The organism is Flavobacterium artemisiae, from assembly GCF_042678225.1.
In the GTDB taxonomy this organism is placed as follows: domain Bacteria; phylum Bacteroidota; class Bacteroidia; order Flavobacteriales; family Flavobacteriaceae; genus Flavobacterium; species Flavobacterium artemisiae.
In genome coordinates this window covers 52,935-72,785 of sequence record NZ_JBHUDZ010000001.1, presented here as the reverse complement: position 1 = coordinate 72,785, position 19,851 = coordinate 52,935, and the positions used below count along the sequence as shown (strand labels likewise).

At 33.4% G+C, this 19,851-nt stretch carries 22 protein-coding genes; 13 read left to right on the top strand and 9 right to left on the bottom strand.

The window, feature by feature from the left end; translation table 11 throughout:
* The first annotated feature begins 48 nt into the window (after nucleotides 1-48).
* Nucleotides 49-2,298, top strand: coding sequence for a TonB-dependent receptor domain-containing protein (locus ACFSC2_RS00305; protein ID WP_379817258.1), 2,250 nt, complete (start codon nucleotides 49-51; stop codon nucleotides 2,296-2,298).
* Here the strand turns inward: ACFSC2_RS00305 and ACFSC2_RS00300 are convergent.
* Nucleotides 2,295-2,459: a hypothetical protein gene (locus ACFSC2_RS00300; RefSeq protein WP_379817257.1), complete on the bottom strand. Its 165-nt coding sequence runs from the start codon at nucleotides 2,457-2,459 to the stop codon at nucleotides 2,295-2,297. The two genes, ACFSC2_RS00305 and ACFSC2_RS00300, sit on opposite strands and share 4 nt — an antisense overlap.
* A 44-nt stretch (nucleotides 2,460-2,503) precedes the next feature.
* Nucleotides 2,504-2,740 (bottom strand): DUF5808 domain-containing protein, encoded by a 237-nt coding sequence (locus ACFSC2_RS00295; RefSeq protein ID WP_379817256.1) that lies wholly within the window; start codon nucleotides 2,738-2,740, stop codon nucleotides 2,504-2,506.
* Between the two features lie 190 nt (nucleotides 2,741-2,930).
* On the opposite strand from ACFSC2_RS00295, the gene ACFSC2_RS00290 reads away from it, so the two are divergent.
* Nucleotides 2,931-3,263 carry a helix-turn-helix transcriptional regulator gene (locus tag ACFSC2_RS00290; RefSeq protein ID WP_379817255.1) on the top strand — a complete coding sequence of 111 codons (333 nt, stop codon included), beginning with the start codon at nucleotides 2,931-2,933 and terminating at the stop codon, nucleotides 3,261-3,263.
* Here the strand turns inward: ACFSC2_RS00290 and ACFSC2_RS00285 are convergent.
* Nucleotides 3,260-3,589, bottom strand: a complete 330-nt coding sequence (locus tag ACFSC2_RS00285) for an SdpI family protein (protein ID WP_379817254.1) — start codon at nucleotides 3,587-3,589, stop codon at nucleotides 3,260-3,262. The genes ACFSC2_RS00290 and ACFSC2_RS00285 overlap by 4 nt on opposite strands.
* 221 nt (nucleotides 3,590-3,810) lie before the next feature.
* Here ACFSC2_RS00285 and ACFSC2_RS00280 point away from each other — a divergent pair, with 221 nt between their 5' ends.
* Nucleotides 3,811-4,164, top strand: a complete 354-nt coding sequence (locus ACFSC2_RS00280) for a helix-turn-helix domain-containing protein (protein ID WP_379817253.1) — start codon at nucleotides 3,811-3,813, stop codon at nucleotides 4,162-4,164.
* 63 nt (nucleotides 4,165-4,227) lie between these two features.
* On the opposite strand, the gene ACFSC2_RS00275 is transcribed toward ACFSC2_RS00280, so the two are convergent.
* Complete coding sequence (locus ACFSC2_RS00275) at nucleotides 4,228-5,487, bottom strand: aspartate kinase (RefSeq protein ID WP_379817252.1); 1,260 nt, start codon at nucleotides 5,485-5,487, stop codon at nucleotides 4,228-4,230.
* Between the two features lie 134 nt (nucleotides 5,488-5,621).
* Complete coding sequence (locus ACFSC2_RS00270; protein WP_379817251.1) at nucleotides 5,622-6,110, bottom strand: GNAT family N-acetyltransferase; 489 nt, start codon at nucleotides 6,108-6,110, stop codon at nucleotides 5,622-5,624.
* A gap of 171 nt (nucleotides 6,111-6,281) precedes the next feature.
* Between ACFSC2_RS00270 and fbp the strand changes: the two genes are divergently transcribed.
* Nucleotides 6,282-7,286: a class 1 fructose-bisphosphatase gene (gene fbp / locus ACFSC2_RS00265; protein WP_379817250.1), complete on the top strand. Its 1,005-nt coding sequence runs from the start codon at nucleotides 6,282-6,284 to the stop codon at nucleotides 7,284-7,286.
* 210 nt (nucleotides 7,287-7,496) lie between these two features.
* Here fbp and ACFSC2_RS00260 read toward each other — a convergent pair whose 3' ends face one another.
* The gene (locus ACFSC2_RS00260; RefSeq protein ID WP_379817249.1) at nucleotides 7,497-7,928 is read right to left on the bottom strand and encodes a tellurite resistance TerB family protein; all 432 of its coding nucleotides are present in this window, start codon (nucleotides 7,926-7,928) and stop codon (nucleotides 7,497-7,499) included.
* 168 nt (nucleotides 7,929-8,096) lie between these two features.
* Here ACFSC2_RS00260 and ACFSC2_RS00255 point away from each other — a divergent pair, with 168 nt between their 5' ends.
* The 5 genes from ACFSC2_RS00255 to ACFSC2_RS00235 all read left to right on the top strand — a co-directional run bounded on the left by ACFSC2_RS00255 (nucleotide 8,097) and on the right by ACFSC2_RS00235 (nucleotide 11,611).
* On the top strand, nucleotides 8,097-8,690 hold the full coding sequence (locus ACFSC2_RS00255; protein WP_379817248.1) for a HupE/UreJ family protein: 594 nt from the start codon (nucleotides 8,097-8,099) through the stop codon (nucleotides 8,688-8,690).
* A 5-nt stretch (nucleotides 8,691-8,695) separates the two neighbouring features.
* Nucleotides 8,696-9,127, top strand: a complete 432-nt coding sequence (locus tag ACFSC2_RS00250) for a deoxycytidylate deaminase (protein ID WP_379817247.1) — start codon at nucleotides 8,696-8,698, stop codon at nucleotides 9,125-9,127.
* Nucleotides 9,127-10,710, top strand: a complete 1,584-nt coding sequence (locus ACFSC2_RS00245; RefSeq protein WP_379817246.1) for a S41 family peptidase — start codon at nucleotides 9,127-9,129, stop codon at nucleotides 10,708-10,710. The genes ACFSC2_RS00250 and ACFSC2_RS00245 overlap by 1 nt, the downstream gene beginning before the upstream one ends.
* Before the next feature lie 121 nt (nucleotides 10,711-10,831).
* Nucleotides 10,832-11,197 carry a nuclear transport factor 2 family protein gene (locus ACFSC2_RS00240; RefSeq protein ID WP_379817245.1) on the top strand — a complete coding sequence of 122 codons (366 nt, stop codon included), beginning with the start codon at nucleotides 10,832-10,834 and terminating at the stop codon, nucleotides 11,195-11,197.
* Between the two features lie 96 nt (nucleotides 11,198-11,293).
* Nucleotides 11,294-11,611, top strand: a complete 318-nt coding sequence (locus ACFSC2_RS00235) for a hypothetical protein (protein WP_379817244.1) — start codon at nucleotides 11,294-11,296, stop codon at nucleotides 11,609-11,611.
* Nucleotides 11,612-11,729: 118 nt separating this feature from the next.
* Here ACFSC2_RS00235 and ACFSC2_RS00230 read toward each other — a convergent pair whose 3' ends face one another.
* The 3 genes from ACFSC2_RS00230 to ACFSC2_RS00220 form a co-directional block, all read right to left on the bottom strand.
* Nucleotides 11,730-12,335 (bottom strand): FAD-dependent oxidoreductase, encoded by a 606-nt coding sequence (locus ACFSC2_RS00230; RefSeq protein ID WP_379817243.1) that lies wholly within the window; start codon nucleotides 12,333-12,335, stop codon nucleotides 11,730-11,732.
* Nucleotides 12,336-12,337: 2 nt separating this feature from the next.
* Complete coding sequence (locus tag ACFSC2_RS00225) at nucleotides 12,338-12,538, bottom strand: hypothetical protein (RefSeq protein WP_068842256.1); 201 nt, start codon at nucleotides 12,536-12,538, stop codon at nucleotides 12,338-12,340.
* Nucleotides 12,539-12,643: 105 nt separating this feature from the next.
* Nucleotides 12,644-13,222, bottom strand: a complete 579-nt coding sequence (locus ACFSC2_RS00220) for a MarC family protein (RefSeq protein WP_194140354.1) — start codon at nucleotides 13,220-13,222, stop codon at nucleotides 12,644-12,646.
* 317 nt (nucleotides 13,223-13,539) lie between these two features.
* Here ACFSC2_RS00220 and ACFSC2_RS00215 point away from each other — a divergent pair, with 317 nt between their 5' ends.
* From ACFSC2_RS00215 to ACFSC2_RS00200, 4 genes are all read left to right on the top strand, one after another.
* A complete protein-coding gene (locus ACFSC2_RS00215) occupies nucleotides 13,540-14,109 on the top strand; it encodes a DUF3109 family protein (protein WP_379817242.1) in 570 nt (189 codons plus the stop codon).
* A gap of 335 nt (nucleotides 14,110-14,444) precedes the next feature.
* Nucleotides 14,445-15,422, top strand: a complete 978-nt coding sequence (locus tag ACFSC2_RS00210; protein WP_379817241.1) for a ribonucleotide-diphosphate reductase subunit beta — start codon at nucleotides 14,445-14,447, stop codon at nucleotides 15,420-15,422.
* Between the two features lie 260 nt (nucleotides 15,423-15,682).
* On the top strand, nucleotides 15,683-18,076 hold the full coding sequence (locus ACFSC2_RS00205; protein ID WP_379817240.1) for a ribonucleoside-diphosphate reductase subunit alpha: 2,394 nt from the start codon (nucleotides 15,683-15,685) through the stop codon (nucleotides 18,074-18,076).
* 370 nt (nucleotides 18,077-18,446) lie between these two features.
* Nucleotides 18,447-19,844 (top strand): DUF1800 domain-containing protein, encoded by a 1,398-nt coding sequence (locus tag ACFSC2_RS00200; RefSeq protein WP_379817239.1) that lies wholly within the window; start codon nucleotides 18,447-18,449, stop codon nucleotides 19,842-19,844.
* The last annotated feature ends 7 nt before the right edge of the window (nucleotides 19,845-19,851 follow it).

The following is a 19,851-nucleotide window of genomic DNA, read 5'->3' as shown; positions in this document are numbered from 1 at the left end:
AGGAGACTTTTGCTTCAAATCAAAGTCAAACCACTAATCATTAAGTTTATGAGATTTCTTATCGTTGTTATCATTTCTGTTTATTGTCTGATTTTTTCATCAATAGAAATAAATGCACAAGCTGTAAAAAAAGTCACAGATAAATCCTTTGTAGAAGAGGATAAATTAATCGTAAAGACAGAATCGTCATTATCTTCCTTAGATTCAATAATTGTCAAAGATCAAGAGCGCAATAAGTTAAATGAAGTCGTTGTAAAAAGTCAAGCTTCATTGGTAAAACATACAGCAAACGGAAATATAGAAGTTGCCGTAGCTAATACTTTACTTGCGACAAGCAGTTCTGTAAACGAATTATTGTCGAGAGTTCCGAATGTTGTGGTTGCTGATGGAGAAATAAGCCTTCTCGGAAAAGGGGAAGCGATTATTTATCTCAACGGAATTTTGATTAATTATGAAAGATTTGCTGCAATTCCAGTTTCTCAAATTCAGAAAATTGAAATCATTTCGAATCCGTCTTCCAGATATGATGCCGAAGGAAAAGCTGTTATCAATATTATTACAAAAAAAAAAACTCAAAACGGATTGATGGGAACGGCTAATCAGCATGTATCAGTTTCCAAATTTGGAGGTACAAGCTATAATACACTTTTAGATTTTAGTTATTCTAAAGGAAAATTCGCTTTTATAACCAATTACGGTCTGCAGTTAGGAAGAAATCGCGAATTATTATATACGACAAGAACACGCCAAAATCCAGACGAATATATGAAATCTGAATTAACAACCGATTGGAAAAGAAGGTTTAATAATTATTCGAATTTCGGAATTGGATTTCAATATAGTTTTTCTCCAGATAATTATATTTCACTGGCTTATAGCGGAAATGTAAATGATTTAGGAGGAATTACAGAAAGTCGAAATTCAATTACTGATAATTCGAAAACCAGTTTTTATGCAACAGATGTAGACCGAAATGATGTTCTGCTGAATCAGTTTGTTAATCTAAATTATAATATGAAAACCGATCAAAAAGGTTCAACATTATTTATAGGTTCGCAATTTTCCAATTACAATCAGAGTATTGGAGATTTTATTGAAGAAAACAGCTGGGTTGACAAAACGGATGCTGAAAGATATTTGAAGAATAATGTAGGAAGCAGAATTAACATCATAGCCCTTCAAGCTGATTATTCGAAGAAATTGAATGAAAAAGCAAAGCTGGAAATAGGAGCAAAGTTTAGCCATGCGACTATAAAATCTGAAACAGATTTTTTGATTGCTGATGCCGATGATATGAATTATGAGTTAGATGACGAACTTTCGAGCGATTTTGAGTATAAAGAAAAAATTGCTGCCGCATATTTAAATTATTTTGGATCGTTGAGCGAAAAAGTCAATTTTTCGCTTGGAACAAGAGCCGAAAAAACAAGCTACAGTTTATTTACGGATGCCGGCGGAATTCAGCAATTTGAGAAAACATACAGTAATTTTTTCCCTAACTTACTTTTAAATTTTAATCTTTCAGAAGACTGGAAAGGACACTTTTCGTACGTGTCAAGAATTACACGACCAAGATATCAGGCTTTAAATCCGTATGTGATTTATCAGGATCCTTTTACTACGATTGAAGGAAATCCGAATCTGCTTCCAGAAAAAACACATGCTTTTGAAATTGGAATGATATACAAAAAGGTTGATTTCAAAATCGGATATACTTATAAAATTGATCCAATTTCTGCCGCTGCATTGCATGGAGATACTCCAAACAGTTATATTTTAAGAGCTTTGAATCTAGAAAAAGGACATGTCTTATTTGCTTCAATTTCAAGGTCATTCGCTCTCAAATGGTGGAATTCTACTAACATAATTAGTATGAATTTAACCAAATCTATAGACAATTATTATTCGTTTGAGTTTAGTCCAGTACAACCACAATTTTATTTTTATTCTAATAATACATTTACAATTGCACAGCTTTTTAAATTACAGCTTTTGGCTTGGTATTTAAGTGACAGAAGTTATGGTTTGGGAAGTGAAAACAGCCGTTCGACGGTAACTTTAGGGATAGAAAGAAATTTTTTTAAAGATGCGCTGAAACTCAATTTTACAGCCAATGACATCTTTCATAAATTCATGGTATCTGGGGATTATAACGTTGGTCAGACGCAGATTTATTATCATAGAACTTATACAAGTAACTATTTTAAACTTATAGCCACCTACAATTTTGGTGATTCTAAAAAAACAAATTACAAAAAGTCTGAGATTGAGCAGTCGGAGAATAATCGTGCGCGTTAACTTTTGATTTTGTCATAAAGAGAAAGCGAAAAACTAACCGCTAGAAAAACCGAAATACCGGCTTTAATTTCGCATCCCGAATGATTGGACTGATAAAAAGAAGCTGCAAAATAGAGGGAACCTAAAATTGGAGCGATGTATTTTATTAAATAAAGTTTCATTTTTTTTTGGATGAATAATATGTTGTAGGTAAAATTTAAAAAGTTTATTGACCCAATTTCATTTTTTCAGAAATTATAAGTAAAATGCCAATAAAAACAAATACTAAAAAAACAGAATTTGGGTTGGCAAAATTAACCGTCCAGCCGAGTTCTTTAATTCTTTTGGGCGGAAGTAATCTTGTATCTTCCGGATTATAGTAAAATATTCCCCAGATCCAATTATCGGGATCTTGATTCCACCGTTCTTTCGTTTCTTCAGATGGCTCGTTATTGTCTTTCATTTTAGTAGGTTTTTAAAATCAAGGGCAATTGTCTTTGTAAGACGAAGTTAAGGTTTTTGTAAGTGGTTGTCTTATTCGTTTTTCGGGTAATTTAGGATGTTCTTATAGATTTAACAGAAAAAAAGTTTTTTTATGTGAGTATATTTTTACATTGCTGTCCTCTATAGTGTGAAAGTAAATTCTTTTTAGTATGAATACCATTATTGCCTCAAAGCTTAAAATACTGCGGAAAACCAATAACTTATCTCAAGAGCAAATGGCAGATCATTTGCGTATTTCGCAATCTGCATATGCCAGAATGGAAAGCGGCGAAAGTCATTCCTGGGCAAATCATATACTTAAAATTTGTTCCATTTTTGAAATTGCACCAGAAGATTTGGTCAAAATGGAAAATCTAGAAAATAATCCAGACTTCGCTTATCCAAAAACTTTTTCTCAAAAAGCAATTGAAGAATACGAAAGCAAAATTGAAGAACTTAAAAGGGAAATTGAAAACTTGAAGAATGGTAAAACAGAAAATTAAGAAGGCATTCTTTTTAATTTTCTTTCTGTTTTATAAAAAACAATCCCAATAACTACAAACAAACCAATAAGAGACATAAAGTCAAAATAAGGGTAATTTGGATCTATATTATACAGCACTACTTGGAACCCTAATAGGATAAAAAGTAAAATTATAATAAGTGTTGTACTATACTTTTGAGCGAAATCCCAATTTGATTTGTTTTTCTTAGAGTTAGAGGTTCTGTAGCCATAAAAGTCATTTATATTCTTTGGCGGAAATATTCTTGATATTATAAAAATAATGAGACAGATTATATAAATAGGACTTTTGTAAATTATTTCCATGTTTTTTTAATTTTGAAAATCGAGTACAGTAAATTTAACTCAAATATTTCACGTAGGAAAATGATTAAACTAAAAAAGATAATTTATGTGATTAACAGGGAATGTTTTTCAAATTTAAAATGAATCGACAGAAAGTTTTACCCGAAAACAGGGTGATAAAAATCTATAAGCGAATAATTGTAACTTATTTCTCATGTTTATATTTGTAAAAATAACTAAATATGAATAAAACTGTAGGGAATAATTTAAAAACATTACGCAAATCAAAAAATATGTCGCAGGAAGAAGTTGCAGATCAATTGAATATTTCGCAATCTGCTTATGCAAGAATGGAGCGGGGCGAAAGCACTTCTTGGGCAATACATTTTAATAAAATCTGCCAGATTTTTGAAAGAAGTCCAGAAGAATTGGTTAAAGAAAAATTAGGTCTTGATAAATTTGAAAACTTAATCAGCATCGAACGTCAGACAGAGCTTGCAATGATAAATGTTTATAGAAAAATAATAAGGCAATACGAACTCCAGATAGAAGACCTTAAGGGAATAATCAATTATTTAAATAAAGGTAAAAACTAAAAAATGTTCCATCAATTAAGATGAAACCTTTATAAGGAATTGAAATAATTAACGCTAAGAAAATTAGTTAAGCTCTTTGGTTACAATCTGCATTGTTTCGCGGCTAACTTGTTTCAATAAAACTTCTTTGTTAGCTTCAACAGTATGCGATGCTTCTTCTGTAAAGTGACGAATCGTATATAAGGTCACATTCTCACTGTAATCAACTTTGAATTTTTTAGAAAGAATTGCATTTAGTTCAGGGAAATTTCCAAACTTATCTTCTACACAAACAGAAAAACTAATAGCCGAATTCTGAATCAAGTTTACTTTGATTTTAAATTCATGGAACAATCCAAAAATCTCACTGATGTTTTCTTCCATGATAAAAGAAAAATCAATAGACGAAAGCGAGATTAATAACTGCTCTCTTTTTACAATAAAACAAGGATATTGCGGCTCTAAATCGACACCTTTAGAAACACAAGTTCCTTTTAAAAGTGGATTAATAAACGATTTTACGTATAACGGAATCTCTTTTTTCTGTAACGGCTGTAATGTTTTTGGGTGAATAACAGTCGCTCCGTAAAATGCTAATTCGATTGCTTCACGGTACGAAATCTGGTTCAACAAACTTGCATTTTCAAAATAACGAGGATCGGCATTCATTACTCCGGGAACATCTTTCCAAATCGTTACGCTTTCAGCATTCAAACAATAAGCAAAAATACCCGCAGTATAATCAGAACCTTCACGGCCAAGAGTTGTGGTGAAATTATTATCGTCAGCACCAAGGAAACCTTGTGTGATATTCAATACTTTTCTTGGTACATTTTTACTGATGTTTTGCTGTGTAACTTCCCAATCAACTCCTGCATCTCTATAATTTGCATCAGTTTTAATAAAATTACGAACATCCAGCCATTGCGTCTGAATTCCTCTGAAACTCATATAATGACTTAGAATATTAGTAGAAATTAATTCTCCAAAACTTACAACTTGATCATAAACAAAGTTATAATTAGGAGATTTATTATGAGCTAAGAAATATTCTAATTCCGAAAATTGTGCATTTACAGCAGCAAATACTTCATGATTTTCGTCGTCAAATAAATCCAGCAAGATTTGATTGTGATATTTTTTTATTTGCTGTACAGAAGAACCTAATTCTGTTGATTTTTCGAAGTAATTCTTAATGACAACTTCCAGAGCATTTGTTGTTTTTCCCATAGCAGAAACTACAAGAATTACGTCTTCGTAACCTACTTTTTGTAAAACGTCGTATACGTTTTTAATTCCATCTGCATCTTTTACAGATGCTCCTCCAAATTTAAATACTCTCATTTTTAATTTATAGATTTTAGATTTTAGATTTCAGATTTGGGGCTAAATCTGGTATTTATGTCTTTTGCCACTAATTTCACGAATTAGCACGAATTGGATTTGTGTAAATTCGTGAAATTCGTGGCGATACTTTTTTATAATTTTTCTAAGAACGAATTAATTCCGATTTCGTCCATTTGAACGACCTGCCAATCATCAAGGATTTTGGCACCTGAGTTCTTGTAGAAATTTACTGCTGGTGTGTTCCATGCAAGAACATTCCATTCTACTCTTCGTACATTATCTCTTTTTCCTTGTTTCATAATTTCAGAATAAAGAGCAGATCCTAAACCAGTACCGCGCATTTTTTCTTTTACAATTAAATCTTCAAGGTGAATTGTCTTTCCTTTCCAGGTAGAATAGCGGTAATAGTATAATGCAATTCCAACAATTTCTTTTTGTTTTTCTTCATTTTCAATCTCTGCAACAAAGACATTAAATAATGGTTTTTCGCCAAAGCCGTCACGCACTAAATCTTCTTCTGTAATTACAACCGCCTCGGGTTCTTTTTCGAATATTGCCAGCTCCTGAATTAGCTCCAACACCGATTTCATGTCTTCAGGATTTCCTTTTCTAATATTCATATATTCTTATTATTAATCTCTTATTTTCTAAAAAAGCGTTTTTTTAAACAGTACTTTTTGCTGATTATTAGCAAATATACAATAAGAGCAAACTAACAAAATAATTTTTAAATCATTCTCACAAAAAAAACGATATTTGTGACTTAAATTTAAAACTACAACGATTTAGCAATGGAAGAACGCAATAAAACACTGGGAGAGTTTATTATTGAGAACCAGAAAGCATTTCAGTATTCGTCGGGAGAGCTTTCCCGAATTATCAACTCGATTAGATTGGCCGCCAAAGTGGTCAACTATAAAGTTAACAAAGCAGGTTTAGTGGATATTATAGGCGCCGTCGGCGAACAAAATATTCAGGGTGAAGATCAGCAAAAATTAGATGTCTATGCAAACGAAGTATTTATCCAGACGTTAATAAACCGTGAGATTGTCTGTGGTATTGCTTCTGAAGAAAACGACGATTTTATAACAGTTCAGGGGAGCGACAACTGTCATAATAATAAGTACGTGATCTTAATGGATCCGCTTGACGGATCTTCAAACATTGATGTGAATGTTTCAGTTGGGACTATTTTTTCTGTTTTTAGAAGAATAACACCAATCGGAACTCCGGTAACAAGCGAGGATTTTTTACAACCGGGAATCAATCAAGTTGCAGCAGGCTATGTAATTTATGGAACTTCGACCATGCTGGTTTATACAACGGGTTATGGAGTAAATGGATTTACATTAAATCCGGCGATTGGAACATTTTACCTTTCGCATCCAAACATGAAATTTCCAGAGAATGGAAACATCTATTCGGTAAACGAAGGGAATTATGTTCATTTTCCGCAAGGCGTAAAAAATTATATAAAATACTGTCAACGCGAAGAAGAAGACAGACCTTACACATCAAGATATATCGGAAGTTTGGTTGCCGATTTTCATCGAAATATGATTAAAGGAGGTATTTATATTTATCCGACAAGTTCAAAAGCACCAAAAGGAAAATTACGTTTGTTGTACGAATGTAATCCGATGGCATTTATAGCCGAACAAGCAGGCGGAAAAGCAACAGACGGTTTCGGAAGAATTATGGAAATCCAGCCGACAGAACTGCATCAAAGAGTTCCGTTTTTCTGCGGAAGCAAAAAGATGGTAGAAAAGGCTGAGGAATTTATGAAGGCTGAATAGAAGTAATTCAGTGATCAGTTTTTAGTGGTCAGTAACAGTTCAAACCTAACAGGTTTTAAAAACCTGTTAGGTTTTTTTGTTTCAAGTTTTAGGTTTGATAATGAGTATAAACAGCAAACCCGACAGGTTTTTAAAATCTGTCGGGTTTAACTATTAATTTCTTTTCGAGCTAAGTAGAACTGAATACTAAAAAACTGAATACTTGAAATTCTATTTATTCATATTTTCCATTTCGAAAAGGAAAGTATCCAAATCTACTTTTTTATCTACAAGAGAAAGTGCTTTTGATACAATATAGTTTACGTTTCCTGGAGTAAAGCCCAAAGCCAGTCCCATACGTCTTAACATTACTTCTTGTAAATCTCCTAAATGGTGGTCAACATGTACCATTCTTGCTAAATCATACAAACGCTCCAAACGCTGTGTGTATAAGTAAGGAGGATTTATTGGATGTTTCCACGGATCAGCAAGTATTTCTTTATATTCCTCATCCGAAATTTGTAATGTAGAAGCAATTTTGTTCAAGAACTCTTGTTCTTGTTGATTTATTTTTCCGTCAGCAAATGCTACGCGCACAATCGCAGAGAAATGACCTCTGTTTCTTTGTTTGAATTCGTTATCAAATAATTCTGAAAATGGCATAATTAATTAGTTTTTAAAGAACAAATATAGTCCTATTTTTAAATTATTGATTTTAAATTTCTCATAAAATTTAACTTAATTTTGTTGTACGATTTGAGAGTGTAAATCTTTAATTTTGAAAATTAATCGTAAGTTTACAACCCCTAATTATTTAATTTAAATATACCTATGTCACAATTTTGGATTTATTTTCAAATAGGATTAAAACACGTTTTAGATATCAACGCTTACGATCACGTTCTTTTTTTAATCGCCCTAACGGTGCCGTATTTGTTTAAAGACTGGAAAAGAATTTTTGTCTTAGTTTCGATCTTTACGATTGGCCATACTTTAGCTTTAATACTTTCGGTTTACGGAATTGTAACAATTAAAGTAAATCTGGTCGAATTCCTAATTCCGATAACAATATTAGTTACAGCATTATATCATTTATTTACAGCAGGAAAGACCTCAAAAAATGATAGTATTAATCTGGTATTTTTCATAACTTTATTCTTTGGAATTATTCACGGTCTAGGTTTTTCAAATTATTTCAAAACAATATTAGGAGGATCGCCAACATCAAAACTAATCCCTTTGGGAGAGTTCGCTTTAGGAATCGAAGCCGCTCAGTTGATAGTGGTTTTTGTAGTGTTAGTAATTTCATATATAGTGCAGACCGTATTTCGTTTTTCAAAACGCGATTGGGCACTTGTAATGTCGGCTTTTATTATCGGAGTAGTAATTCCGATGATTATCGAAAGTCCGATTTGGAACAGATAAAATAAATGGAAGTAAAACAAAGTAATAAATACGATAAAGCGTATCTTAGAATTGCCAAAGAATGGAGTTTACTCTCTTATTGCAAACGCAAACAAGTTGGTGCAATTATCGTAAAAGACAGAATGATTATTTCTGACGGCTACAACGGAACACCGTCTGGATTTGAAAACTGCTGTGAAGATGAAGACGGATTAACAAGATGGGATGTGTTACACGCCGAAGCAAATGCAATTTTGAAAGTAGCGCGCTCGACACAATCCTGCGAAGGAGCAACATTATACATCACACTTTCGCCTTGTAAAGAATGCAGCAAACTAATTCACCAATCGGGTATAAAAAGAGTGGTGTATAAAGATGGATATCGCGATGATTCGGGAATTCAATTTTTAATAAAAGCTGGTATAGAGGTTGAACATATTCCTGTTTTAGAAGAATAATGAAATTTAATTCGAAATATTTACCAATTGTAATCGGTGGGACTTTTGCCCTCGGAACTGTTCTCGGAAGCCTTATGAGCGCTCCCGCAGATGATCAGCTTTTGGCTAAAAATTACTCTAAAACCAAACTCAATAAACTTATTGATTTTATCAATAACGAATATGTTGACAGTATCAATACCGATTCTATAGTAAATCTTACTGTCGACAATATTCTTTCAAAATTAGATCCACACTCCGTTTATATTCCGCCGACAGAACAAGCAGAAGTTGCCGAAAGCATGAAAGGTGATTTTGTTGGAATCGGAATCAATTTTTATATGTATAAAGATTCGGTTGCGATTATAAAACCAATTGAAAATGGCCCTTCAGCGAAAGCGGGATTAAAATCGGGAGATCGAATTCTCTTTGCTGGAAAAACAAAATTGTACGGACGAAGACTTCCTTCTGATAGTTTGTTTTCTAAATTAAAAGGACTTCAAGGGTCAGAAATCGAATTGACCGTTTTTAGAAAATCAGAACAAAAGAAACTGAAATTTAAAGTAAAACGTGACGTAATTCCAATCAAAAGTGTTGATGCTTCAATTATGATTGGAAACAAAACGGGTTATATCAAAATCAATCGTTTTGCAGAAACTACTTTTAACGAATTTAAAACTGGTTTAGCGCGTTTAAAACAAAAAGGAATCGAATCTTTGGTAATTGATCTTCGTGATAACGGAGGCGGTTATATGGAAGAAGCGATTGCTATTGCAGACGAATTCTTAAAAGACAAACAGCTGATTGTTTTTACAAAAAGTAAGAATGGCTCAACTGAAAAAACATACGCCACAAAAGCGGGAAGTTTTGAAAGTGGAAAAGTATATGTTTTAATTAATGAAAATAGTGCTTCTGCAAGCGAAATTTTAGCTGGAGCGATTCAGGATAATGATCGCGGTACGATTGTCGGAAGACGTTCTTTTGGAAAAGGTTTGGTGCAGAGAGAAATGGATTTTAATGACGGATCGGCTGTACGATTAACTGTGGCGCGTTATTACACTCCGACAGGAAGATCGATTCAAAAACCATATAAAAAAGGAAACGAAGAGTATTTTAAAGAATCTGAAGCGAGAGTAGCGACAGGCGAATTGTATGCAAAAGACAGTATAAAAGTTGCCGATTCATTAAAATTTAAAACACCAAAAGGTAAAATTGTTTACGGTGGCGGCGGGATTGTTCCCGATGTTTTTGTGCCGATGGAAGCGGAGCATGGAAATGAAAATGTGGCTTACTTAATGCAGACAGGAATTGTCGGCCATTTTGTTTTTGAAGAATTAGATAAAAACAGACATGCTTTTGACGGCATTCAGTTCAGTGAATTTTTGACTAAAATGAAAAATTCTGACGTTTACTTCAAAAAGTTTAAAAACTATATTTTGCAAACCGGTTTAGATTTAAAGCTGGATAATACAAAGGCGTTGGTAAATCGTTACATTACGGCAGAATTTGCCAGACAATTGTACGGAGAATTGTATTATTATGACGTAATCTTAAAAGACGACGCGATGATCAAAACAATCCTAAATCCGAAGCCGAAGAAATAAATAAAGATTAAAAAAAGCAAATAATAGCTCTGCCGAATCTGCTCAATCTGCGAGAAATACTTTTTTCAGCTCGCAGATTGAGCAGATTCGGCAGATTTTTTTTAATTTTAAATAAAAAAAGATGGATATAGCCAAAGTTGTAAATGCTGAAATTGAACTTCTAACAGCAGTCAAAAACTCTGATATTGCTGTTTTAGAAAAACTGCTTCATGACGATCTTCTTTTTAATCTTCCGGACGGAAATACAATCACAAAAGAGTTTGATTTGGAAACTTATCGTTCTGGAAAAATGAAAATAGAATCGATAGAAGCTTCAGATCAAATTATTAATTTGATTGAAGAAACAGCAGTTGTAGCTGTTACAGTTTCATTAAAAGGAACTTATGATATAACTGCAATTAACGGAGTGTTTAGATATATAAGAGTTTGGAAAATATCTAATGAAATTTTGAAAGTTATTGGTGGAAGCTGCATACAGCTGGCATAAATTTTGTCTCAAAAAAATAATAGTAACTTAAGATAAAAATTAGCCGAGATTACGTTAATCTTGACGTAATTTGCGGTAAAGAAAAACCCAAATTATATGAAAAATTTAAAGAGAATAAGCGCCTTATTGCTGCTGGTAACATTTATGATTTCTTGTACAACTATGAAAAATGATGCTAATACTGCAGTTTCTGGAAAAGTAGAATCAATTGAAGGAGGAAAAGATGGTTATACTGCAAAAATTACAACAGACAATAAAGAAGTGTATTTTGCAACGATCAGTATCGTAAACGTTGGCGGCCCTCAAAATTACAAACAATTAAAAATTGGCGACGTAGTTTCTGTAAAAGGAGAAAAATGGAAAACCGAAGATGAAAATCATATTAAAGTGACGGAAATCGTTTCGGTTAAATAAGAGAGTTTACCATACAACAAAAAATAAACCATATAAGTGATATAAGTTCATTTAAATTTTATGCACAAAGCATATATGAACTTATATCACTTATATGGTTTAATAATTTATGAGATTTTTATCGAATGCTGTCGTGTGCATGAGTCTGCACGCCGTTGTTCCATAAAGTTAGAATATCTGTTGCTACAGCAGCACCGCTTCCGGCAGCGATGGCTAGTTGGCTTCTCCAGCCTGCAAGTGTTCCGATTACGTAAATACCGTCAGCTACTTTATGATCTTCGTTTTTAAGCTGAATTCTTTGTTTTTCTGCAAGCGCTTTTTTATGAGGTTCTACAAACTGCATTAAACCTTCAATATCAAAAGTATTAGCAGAACCAATTCCGATCACAATATTTTTTGTCTGATAAGAATTTTTATTGGTCACTACAGTGAAATCAGAATAACTGCCTTCAATACGAATTACTTTTTCATTTGGAATTTGAGTGATATGCGGATATGAAGCTGCTAAATCCTGAGTGCTTTCTGTAAGAAGTTCAGAGCCCAATTTACCTGGCGTTACTCCATAAGCATTGTAGAAAATTGCTTCTTGAAGAGAAGAATTTTTCTGATGCGTAAAAATTCCGATTTTTTTGTCGGCAGCAAAAGCTTTCTTATGAGCAGAACCTAAGACCAAGGCACAGGACATTCCTGATACGCCTCCGCCGATAATTAAAACGTCAAACATTATTATCTGCCGTTTGTTTTTTCTTCGATTCTTTTTGAAATTCTAAAAATCAAAAGAATCAGAACAGCGCAAAATGAAGCTGCAATTCCAATAAAAGCTACAATACTATCTCCCTGAAAAGGATTTTTAAAGTCTAATAGCGTAATATTAAAAACAATTAAAGCTAATGCTAAAAGCACTAAGATTGAAGTGAAAATTTTCATAAGATTGTTTCTATTTGTCTAAAATAATAAAGTAGAACTACAAGCAAAAAATGGCTTATAATTGTATTTTAGAAATTTTATGGGGTAAAAGTATAAAAATTAATTTTAGACGAACAAACCTTTAACATTAGCAGCGAATAATTTAACAGCAATTGCTAAAAGTATTACTCCAAATGTCTTGCGGACAACGCCCAGTCCGTTTTCTCCTAACAAATTTTCGATCTTTTTAGAAGACTTCAAAACCACATAAACCAATATAATATTTAATAAAATCGCGATGATAATATTTATGGTGTGAAATTGTGAACGAAGCGATAACAAAGTAGTCATAGTTCCTGCTCCGGCAATTAAAGGAAATGCCAATGGAACAATAGAAGCAGAGCCCGGTTCTTCGTCACGATAAATTCGGATTCCTAAAATCATTTCTAATGCCAGAAAGAATAATACAAAAGAACCGGCAACGGCAAATGAATGAACATCGATACCGATTAAGTTTAATAAACCTTCTCCAACAAATAAGAAAACAATCATAATAGCGCCGGCCACAATTGAAGCTTTTTCAGATTCAATATGCCCAACCTTTGCTCTTAAGTTTACAATAATCGGAATTGAACCAACAATATCAATTACTGCAAAAAGTACCATACTGACCGTAACAATTTCTTTAAAATCGATTTCTAACATATCGTTTGATTTTTAGTGTTTAAAAAACTGCTGCAAAAGTAGTTAATAAAGTTAGGTGTTTTTTCTGTAGCTTGTATTTTTGTTATAAAAACACGTTTTATTGGTTTAAAAAGTGATATTTGTAACATTTGTGTTTTTTACCCCGAAGTTTCGCAAAGATTTTTCGCAAAGTTTCTCGAAGATTAAATTGTGAAAAGAACAAAAATGAAATAATTCTTTGTGAATCTCTGTGAAACTCTCTGCGAATCTCTGTGTTGTATTTTTTATCTGTTTTCTTTGACTATCTTTGCACTTTATAATTACAGTATTTTAAGATCATGTTTCAGTTAGGAAAAACGATTATTTCGGAGGATATTCTTGAAAAAGAATTTGTGTGCAATTTGTCTGCTTGTAAAGGAGCTTGTTGCGTGGATGGTGATGCAGGTGCGCCTTTGAACGAGGCTGAAACTAAAATCATGGAAGAGATTTACCCAACAGTAAAGCCATTTTTGCGTAAAGAAGGAATTGAGGCAATCGAAGCCCAAGGAACTTGGGTTACAGGAACAGACGGCGATTTGGAGACACCGCTGATTGATAATAAAGATTGCGCTTATGTAATTTTTGATGGTCAAACTGCTCTTTGCGGTATCGAGCAAGCTTATAATCAAGGAATCGTAGATTGGAAAAAGCCGGTTTCTTGTCATTTATATCCGATCCGTGTAAAAGACTTCACAGAATTTGCAGCAGTGAATTACGATAAATGGGATATTTGCGATGATGCTTGTTCTTTAGGAAGAGAATTGGAAGTTCCGGTTTATAAATTTGTCAAAGAAGCGTTGATCAGACGTTTTGGAGAAGATTGGTATTTGGAACTCGAAAAAGTAGCTCAAGAACTTAAAAACTCGTAAAAAAACATATCCGCTTTGTAGTCTTTTTGACTACATGTTTTTAACTCAAAAAAATAAAGTTTTAACTCAAAAAAAACTTTTCAAAACAATTAAAAATTACTTGCTTTTTATATTTTAAAGTCTATATTTTACAGCACTTTCCGAAGAATTAAGGCTTTTAAATATCTCATTTACAAATATTTAAATATTGTCTGAAAATTATCGCAATTTTAAGCCTTTGTTAAAAACTACGTCAGATTGTGAATAAGTTTGAGTTTGATTTTTGGCGTTAATTGACAATCTTTGTACTGCTTGTTCAAGAGCAAAAAATCAATAAAAAATTAACAAAATCTGTCATGTCTCAAATCGAACCAATATTACAAGAAAATAAAAACCGATTCGTTATTTTTCCGATTAAACATCATGACATTTGGGAGTGGTATAAGAAGATGGAAGCTAGTTTTTGGACTGCAGAAGAAATCGACTTACACCAAGATTTGACAGATTGGAATAATAAATTGAATGATGACGAAAGATATTTCATTAAGCATATCTTAGCATTCTTTGCTGCGTCTGACGGAATCGTAAATGAGAACTTGGCAGAAAACTTCGTAAACGAAGTGCAATATGCTGAAGCTAAATTTTTCTATGGTTTCCAGATCATGATGGAAAACATTCACAGCGAAACTTATTCTTTATTAATTGATACATACGTTAAAGACGAAGCAGAAAAAACACAACTGTTTAATGCTTTAGAAGTTTTCCCTGCAATTGCTAAAAAAGCAGAATGGGCTTTAAAATGGATTGAGTCTGATTCTTTCGCAGAAAGACTTATTGCTTTTGCTGCTGTAGAAGGAATTTTCTTTTCTGGAGCTTTCTGTTCAATTTACTGGTTGAAAAAACGTGGATTAATGCCGGGATTAACTTTCTCAAACGAGTTAATTTCGCGTGACGAAGGCGTACATTGTGATTTTGCAGTTCACCTTCATAATCATCACTTGATTAATAAAGTGCCAAAAGAAAGAATTAAAGAAATTATCGTTAATGCTTTAGATATCGAAAGAGAATTTGTAACAGAATCACTTCCGGTAAGTTTAATTGGTATGAATGCAGCGTTAATGACGCAATACTTAGAATTTGTTGCAGACAGATTATTAGTAGAGTTAGGCTGCGAGCGTGTTTATGGATCAGCAAATCCGTTTGATTTCATGGACATGATTTCTCTTCAAGGAAAAACTAATTTCTTTGAAAAACGTGTTGCAGAGTATCAAAAATCAGGTGTGATGAACACTGACAGCGATGCTCAGAAAATTTCATTTGATGCAGATTTCTAGACAACAAGAATAATTTAGTGACTGCTCTTCAAGCGGTGCTAAAACGATTAACAACATTTTTTTAGGTTGAATCTCTTTCCCAAATCGAAGATTCAATAGCAATTTTTGACCCTTTTAAATTTGATTTTCGAATTTGAAAAGGGTAACTATTGAGAATGTCATAATTCTCTAAAATTAATTTTAAAACACGCAATGTTTAGGCACTTGGATTCGTTTTCAATGTGACTTTCATTTTTTCAATAACTAAAAATAGTAAGCTTATGTATGTAGTAAAAAGAGATGGCCACAGAGAGCCCGTAATGTTTGATAAGATTACAGAGAGAATTAAAAAATTGTGTTACGGCTTAAACGAGCTTGTAGATCCTGTTAAGGTAGCGATGCGTGTTATCGAAGGATTGTATGATGGTGTTTCTACTTCTGAATTGGATAATCTTGCAGCAGAAACGGCGGCTTCTATGACTATTGCGCATCCAGATTATGCACAATTGGCAGCGCGTGTGGCAATTTCAAATCTACATTCAAATACCAAAAAATCTTTCTCAGAAACGATGAAAGATATGTATAACTACGTTAATCCAAGAAACGGACAAGATGCGCCATTACTTTCGGATGAGGTATTTAAGGTTATTCAGGAAAATTCAGCTTTCTTAGATTCGCATATTATTTATACGAGAGATTTTAATTACGATTACTTTGGTTTTAAAACTTTAGAGCGTTCGTATTTATTAAAAATAAACGGAAAAATTGTAGAGCGTCCGCAGCACATGTTAATGCGTGTTTCTGTTGGTATTCACTTAGACGATTTAAAATCGGTAATTGAAACTTACGATTTAATGTCTAAAAAGTTCTTTACACATGCAACGCCAACGTTGTTTAATGCAGGAACTCCAAAACCGCAAATGTCTTCTTGTTTCCTTTTGGCGATGCAGGATGATAGTATTGACGGAATCTACGATACATTAAAACAAACCGCAAAAATTTCGCAGTCAGCGGGAGGAATCGGACTTTCTATTCATAACGTTCGTGCAACTGGATCTTATATTCGCGGTACAAACGGAACTTCAAACGGAATTGTTCCGATGCTTCGAGTTTTCAACGATACAGCTCGTTACGTAGATCAAGGTGGTGGAAAACGTAAAGGTAGTTTTGCGATTTACATCGAAACTTGGCATGCTGATATCTTCGATTTCTTGGATTTAAAGAAAAATACAGGAAAAGAAGAAATGCGTGCGAGAGATTTATTCTTCGCGATGTGGACTTCAGATTTGTTCATGAAACGTGTTCAGGAAGATTCAACTTGGACTTTAATGTGTCCAAACGAATGTCCAGGATTGTATGATGTTTACGGAGAAGAATTTGAAGCATTATATACCGATTATGAATTTCAAAATAAAGGAAGAAAAACAATCCGTGCTCGTGAATTATGGGAGAAAATCCTAGAATCTCAAATCGAGACTGGAACGCCGTATATGTTGTACAAAGATGCAGCAAACCGTAAATCGAACCACAAGAATTTAGGAACAATTCGTTCTTCTAACTTGTGTACAGAGATTATGGAGTTTACTTCTAAAGATGAAATTGCAGTTTGTAACTTGGCTTCGATCTCATTGCCAATGTTTATTGAAAATGGAAAATTTGATCACGAAGCGCTTTACAATGTTACAAAACGTGTAACTCGTAACTTGAACAAAGTAATCGACAGAAATTATTATCCAGTAAAAGAAGCAGAAAATTCAAACATGCGCCACCGTCCGGTTGGATTAGGAGTTCAAGGTTTGGCAGATGCTTTTATCATGCTTCGTATGCCGTTTACAAGTGACGAGGCTAAAAAATTAAACCAAGAGATTTTCGAAACTTTATACTTTGCTGCAGTTACTGCTTCTATGGAAATGGCAAAAGAAGAAGGTCCGTATTCAACTTTCGAAGGTTCGCCAATGTCAAAAGGAGAATTCCAGTACAATATGTGGGGAATGAAAGATGAAGAATTATCTGGTCGTTGGGACTGGGCTTCATTAAGAAAAGAAGTGGTAGAACATGGAGTTCGTAACTCTTTATTAGTTGCGCCAATGCCAACAGCATCGACTTCTCAAATTCTTGGAAACAACGAAGCTTTCGAACCTTATACTTCAAATATTTACACACGTCGTGTATTGTCTGGAGAATTCATCGTAGTAAACAAACATTTATTGCACGATTTAGTAGAAAGAGGTTTATGGAACGAAGACTTGAAACAAGAAATTATGCGTCATAATGGATCTGTTCAAAACATAGATATTATTCCGCAAGACTTAAAAGAGCTTTATAAAACGGTTTGGGAAATGTCGATGAAAGATATTATCGATATGTCTCGTCAAAGAGGTTATTTTATTGACCAATCTCAATCGCTGAATTTGTTCATGCAGGATGCAAACTATTCTAAACTAACGTCAATGCACTTCTACGCTTGGCAGTCTGGTTTAAAAACAGGAATGTATTACCTAAGAACAAAAGCAGCTGTAGATGCGATTAAATTCACATTAAATAACGATAAAAAAGAGGAAACAGCTCCTTCTTTAGTTGCGGAAACTGAAGCAATCAGTGTTGAAGATTACAAAGCAATGTTATTGAAAGCACAAGCGGCGGATCCTGAGGATTGTGAGATGTGTGGGTCTTAATAATTTTAGATTTTAGAATGTAGATTTTAGATTTTTTAATCTGGAAATAAATATATAAAGCAGTTGTCGTTTTGATAACTGCTTTTTTGTTTTTAACGATATAATTTTAAATATAGCCCGTGGTTTCAACCACGGGAACACAAAGGAGATACATTGTATTCTTCCAGTTCGTTTCCCATGGTTGAAACCACGGGCTATATTTTGATTATGATAGTCTATATTGTGTTAACAATATCCCCAAAAAATCCCCGTTTTAATTAATACCAAAGACTTTTTAAATCTTAGCACCTCAGAATCTCAGCGACTTACTTCCTTCAAAAATTAAACCTTTTTTAGAGAACGAAGTCTTATTAGTAATAATTTCCAAATTATGAAAAAGAACAGTCTTTGGTCCTTACGCTTGGGGTTTTCTGGAAAAGAAGCCGAAAAGATAGAAAAACTTGGATTAGAAAAATTTCTAAAGCATTCCTATAATTCCAAATTTGATACAACACTTCCGGACTTTCTGCAAGATCAGCCTAAAACAACTTTAGAACTTAAACAATTACGGGAATTAATCAAGACATCCGATCCCGAAACCAAAAAAGTATTTCAGAAAAAAGAAAATCAGGCAAACGTCGCATTTAAAAAATGGTGGATTAACAAAATGCGAACGGATGAATTTCCGCTTCGCGAAAATATGGTTTGCTTTTGGCACAATCACTTCGTGTCGACTTCACAGAAAGTAAAAGTCAATTACTGGATTTATCAGCACAATATGATTTTAAGGGAAAAAGCTTTTGGTAATTTTAAAGAATTGACCAAGCAGATTCTGAAATCGAACGCGATGGTAAAATATCTCGATAATGGTGACAACAAAAAAGGAAAAGTAAACGAAAACCTGAGTCGTGAATTACTGGAATTATTCACTATCGGAATTGGGAATTATTCGGAAGAAGATATTAAGAACGGCGCAAAAGCTTTAGCAGGTTTAAATGTCGGCGACGATGGTGCTGTTTACAGAAAAAATGCAGAAGACAATACCGATAAAACCTATTTCGGGAAAACGGGAAATTGGAAAGCCGATGACTTGGTTGATATCATTTTTGAGCAAAAAAACATTCCGTATCTCATTACACGAAAATTGCTGAAATGGTTTGTATATGATAATCCGCCAGAAAAACTAGTAACTTATTATGGTGATTATCTCCGAAAAGTAAAGTTTGAAATTGAGCCTTTATTGACCAAGATTTTTACCGAAGAATATGCGAAAGAAACGGCTGGAAGTAAAATTAAAAATCCGCTGGTTTATATTCTGCAGTTGACGAATGAATTGCAAATGGAAGATTTTGATAACGGCATGGTGCAATATTTTCTGAAACAACAAGGGATGGATTTGTACAATCAAACCAATGTGAAAGGTTGGGACGGAGGAAATTCGTGGCTGACTTCGCAGATCTATTTACAGCGAAATAATACTTCGGATTTGTTGTGTAAAGGAAGAACTATAACAGGGAAATTTTTAAATAAAATGAATTCAGAACCTGAAAAACCTGTTTTGGAAATCAACAAAGTTAAAGTCAAGGTTCAATTTGATGACAGTGGCAATAATAAAACCATTATTTCTGAATTGTCAGATCGCTTGCTTTTTAAAACAAATGAATCGATTCAAAAAGATATGGAAAACCTTTTGAAATATGATTTTGATCCCAAAGAACCTAATGCCGATGCAGCAGTAATTCGGTTATTCAATTATATTACAAAACTGCCCGAATATCAATTAATTTAAAAGTTTG

Coding starts and splice junctions, on each gene's coding strand:
- ACFSC2_RS00305 (WP_379817258.1), top strand. CDS start 49: ATGAGATTTCTTATCGTTGTTATCATTTCTGTTTATTGTCTGATTTTT.
- ACFSC2_RS00300 (WP_379817257.1), bottom strand. CDS start 2,459: ATGAAACTTTATTTAATAAAATACATCGCTCCAATTTTAGGTTCCCTC.
- ACFSC2_RS00295 (WP_379817256.1), bottom strand. CDS start 2,740: ATGAAAGACAATAACGAGCCATCTGAAGAAACGAAAGAACGGTGGAAT.
- ACFSC2_RS00290 (WP_379817255.1), top strand. CDS start 2,931: ATGAATACCATTATTGCCTCAAAGCTTAAAATACTGCGGAAAACCAAT.
- ACFSC2_RS00285 (WP_379817254.1), bottom strand. CDS start 3,589: ATGGAAATAATTTACAAAAGTCCTATTTATATAATCTGTCTCATTATT.
- ACFSC2_RS00280 (WP_379817253.1), top strand. CDS start 3,811: ATGAATAAAACTGTAGGGAATAATTTAAAAACATTACGCAAATCAAAA.
- ACFSC2_RS00275 (WP_379817252.1), bottom strand. CDS start 5,487: ATGAGAGTATTTAAATTTGGAGGAGCATCTGTAAAAGATGCAGATGGA.
- ACFSC2_RS00270 (WP_379817251.1), bottom strand. CDS start 6,110: ATGAATATTAGAAAAGGAAATCCTGAAGACATGAAATCGGTGTTGGAG.
- fbp (WP_379817250.1), top strand. CDS start 6,282: ATGGAAGAACGCAATAAAACACTGGGAGAGTTTATTATTGAGAACCAG.
- ACFSC2_RS00260 (WP_379817249.1), bottom strand. CDS start 7,928: ATGCCATTTTCAGAATTATTTGATAACGAATTCAAACAAAGAAACAGA.
- ACFSC2_RS00255 (WP_379817248.1), top strand. CDS start 8,097: ATGTCACAATTTTGGATTTATTTTCAAATAGGATTAAAACACGTTTTA.
- ACFSC2_RS00250 (WP_379817247.1), top strand. CDS start 8,696: ATGGAAGTAAAACAAAGTAATAAATACGATAAAGCGTATCTTAGAATT.
- ACFSC2_RS00245 (WP_379817246.1), top strand. CDS start 9,127: ATGAAATTTAATTCGAAATATTTACCAATTGTAATCGGTGGGACTTTT.
- ACFSC2_RS00240 (WP_379817245.1), top strand. CDS start 10,832: ATGGATATAGCCAAAGTTGTAAATGCTGAAATTGAACTTCTAACAGCA.
- ACFSC2_RS00235 (WP_379817244.1), top strand. CDS start 11,294: ATGAAAAATTTAAAGAGAATAAGCGCCTTATTGCTGCTGGTAACATTT.
- ACFSC2_RS00230 (WP_379817243.1), bottom strand. CDS start 12,335: ATGTTTGACGTTTTAATTATCGGCGGAGGCGTATCAGGAATGTCCTGT.
- ACFSC2_RS00225 (WP_068842256.1), bottom strand. CDS start 12,538: ATGAAAATTTTCACTTCAATCTTAGTGCTTTTAGCATTAGCTTTAATT.
- ACFSC2_RS00220 (WP_194140354.1), bottom strand. CDS start 13,222: ATGTTAGAAATCGATTTTAAAGAAATTGTTACGGTCAGTATGGTACTT.
- ACFSC2_RS00215 (WP_379817242.1), top strand. CDS start 13,540: ATGTTTCAGTTAGGAAAAACGATTATTTCGGAGGATATTCTTGAAAAA.
- ACFSC2_RS00210 (WP_379817241.1), top strand. CDS start 14,445: ATGTCTCAAATCGAACCAATATTACAAGAAAATAAAAACCGATTCGTT.
- ACFSC2_RS00205 (WP_379817240.1), top strand. CDS start 15,683: ATGTATGTAGTAAAAAGAGATGGCCACAGAGAGCCCGTAATGTTTGAT.
- ACFSC2_RS00200 (WP_379817239.1), top strand. CDS start 18,447: ATGAAAAAGAACAGTCTTTGGTCCTTACGCTTGGGGTTTTCTGGAAAA.